Genomic DNA, 2,159 nt, shown 5'->3' on the forward strand with positions numbered 1-2,159 from the left:
CGAACACGGCAGTTAAGCTCTTCAGCGTCGATGGTAGTTGGGGGTTTCCCCCTGTGAGAGTAGAACGTCGCCTGGTAAATGAAAAACATCAGCTATTAAGCTGATGTTTTTTTGTGTTTATAAAGTAATAAAAATAAATGAAAAGATCTATTAAATACTTCATTTTCGAAGAAAATTTTTATTTAGATTACATGTTAATTTTAGAAGTTGTTTAATGATACTTCTATTTTAAACATCAAATTTAAAAGTATTAAAAATAAACGAATTGATAATTTGATTGTAAAAGTAATATAGTCTTCAACTAACAGCAACATTCTGTAGTGATCCTAGAAAAAACATGTGAATAGTATTCGGATTTTTAAACCAATGACGTTATTGGTGAATAGACTAATCTAACATATTAGGTTAGGAGGTCAAATATGGGGAAATTTAACTATATTGACTTAATCGCCACATTGGGAATTGAGGATGCACATCCAGGTGGGTTCGATTTAACGAAAGAAATGGTGAAATTTTTGCCGATTAAATCGAATAGTTCTGTGTTAGAGGTTGGGTGTGGATCTGGTAAAACAGCACAATACTTATATGAAAAATATAAATGTTCTATTGATACGATCGATATTAACGATCGAATGTTAATCAATGCTAAAAAACGTTTTAATAAAAAAAAGATACCGATTAATTTATTCCAAGCAAGTGCAGAGAAATTGCCTTTTCAGGAAAATGTATACGATTTTATTATATCTGAGTCCGTAACTAGCTTTACAAATGTAGATAAATCATTAAGTGAATATGCAAGGGTATTAAAAGAAGGTGGATATCTTCTAGCGATTGAAATGACAACAGAGAAACCTTTAACGGTTAGAGAACAAAAGGATATACAAGACGTATACGGAATTTCAAAAACAAGAACGGTAAAAGAATGGGAGAATTCTTTAGTCAGAGCAGGATTTAGTGAATACAAAATTATTCGAGGAGAAACAATTGTTAACACTAGTACAAAACCAATGAGCTCATTACCCTTTGATAAATTGCCACCTGATGGAATTGAATTACTACACAAATTTCAAAAATTAATATTACGTTATAAAGATGTATTAGGATATAGGGTGTTTTTATGTAGAAAACAAAGATATTAGAATAAACTTATCTTTGTTTTTTATTTTTACTATTAAGTTGCTTTTTAATGAAGGTGACTTGAATTTATACTGAATACATTTTAAGTTTATTAAACTTGATTTTTGCAGCTGCTAAAGTGTAGGAAAAAAGAAAAGACCATTTTTGGTCTTTTCGGTAAATAATATATTTATTTTTCATTCTAAAAAAAGAATAAAGCAGCAAGAGCGATACCCGCGATAAAGCCAATAGCTATAGATACACCAAAGCCACATCCGAAGAATCCGCATCTAAAATTATCTCTCTCACGAAAGTTATTATTATATCTTTGATCTTGACGGTAGTTTCTATTTGAATAATCTCTATTAGAATAGTTTCTGTTAGAGTAGTCTCTATCTGTGCTATTTCTGTTTGAATAATTTCTATTTGAGTAATCTCTATTCGAGTAATTTCTGTTTGATCGCTCTCTGTTAAAGTCATTTCTACTGCGATTTGATGATCTATTGTTAGAGTAATTAGAGTTTTGACGCTGTTGATCTATTGGTTCAATCCAAACTTGATCATCAGTGACTTTAGTAATTCTACCATAGTGCTCTTTTCCAGATTTATCGTAAATGCGTACAACCTGCCCTCTATAATTATTACATAATTGACGGGCTTCATTACTTTGCATAACAATTCCTCCTTTCTTGTACTAATCTATGGAGAAGGAATAGCTTATGCTTGTACTTTTACCTAGTTGTATAAATAACTAATTAATTCATTAAGTATTTTTCATTTTATTAAATTAATGTAAATAAAAGCTTGCAATCGAATGGACGAGGTGGTATATTTATTTATGTTGTCACAACGAAACAACTTGGACAACAAAAAACAGAATAAATAATTGTTGACATAAATGTTAATAAGATGTTATGATGTTTAAAGTCGCTTCTGAAGCGACAAAGTGAACTTTGAAAACTAAACAAAACATGAAGTAAAACGTCAATTATTAGTTTTTTGAGCAATACAAGATTTAAACTTAACTATTATGGAGAGTTTGA

The 2,159-nt window shown here is 30.0% G+C and carries 2 protein-coding genes and 1 rRNA gene; 2 read left to right on the plus strand and 1 reads right to left on the minus strand.

What is annotated here, in order from left to right:
• Positions 1-76: ribosomal RNA gene (gene rrf, locus CAB05_RS22790) — 5S ribosomal RNA — on the plus strand; the annotation flags it as partial.
• Between the two features lie 343 nt (positions 77-419).
• Positions 420-1,139, plus strand: coding sequence for a class I SAM-dependent methyltransferase (locus CAB05_RS21760; RefSeq protein WP_088004297.1), 720 nt, complete (start codon positions 420-422; stop codon positions 1,137-1,139).
• Positions 1,140-1,318: 179 nt separating this feature from the next.
• Here the strand turns inward: CAB05_RS21760 and CAB05_RS21765 are convergent, their stop codons facing one another.
• Entirely contained in the window at positions 1,319-1,789 is a 471-nt protein-coding gene (locus CAB05_RS21765; RefSeq protein WP_088004299.1) for a hypothetical protein, read from the minus strand.
• Between the last annotated feature and the right edge of the window lie 370 nt (positions 1,790-2,159).

The organism is Gottfriedia solisilvae, from assembly GCF_002128405.1.
Taxonomy (GTDB): domain Bacteria; phylum Bacillota; class Bacilli; order Bacillales; family Bacillaceae_G; genus Gottfriedia; species Gottfriedia solisilvae.

Excerpts from the sequence above, each read along its gene's own strand:
- CAB05_RS21765 (WP_088004299.1), bottom strand. The coding sequence starts at position 1,789 with ATGCAAAGTAATGAAGCCCGTCAATTATGTAATAATTATAGAGGGCAG.
- CAB05_RS21760 (WP_088004297.1), top strand. The coding sequence starts at position 420 with ATGGGGAAATTTAACTATATTGACTTAATCGCCACATTGGGAATTGAG.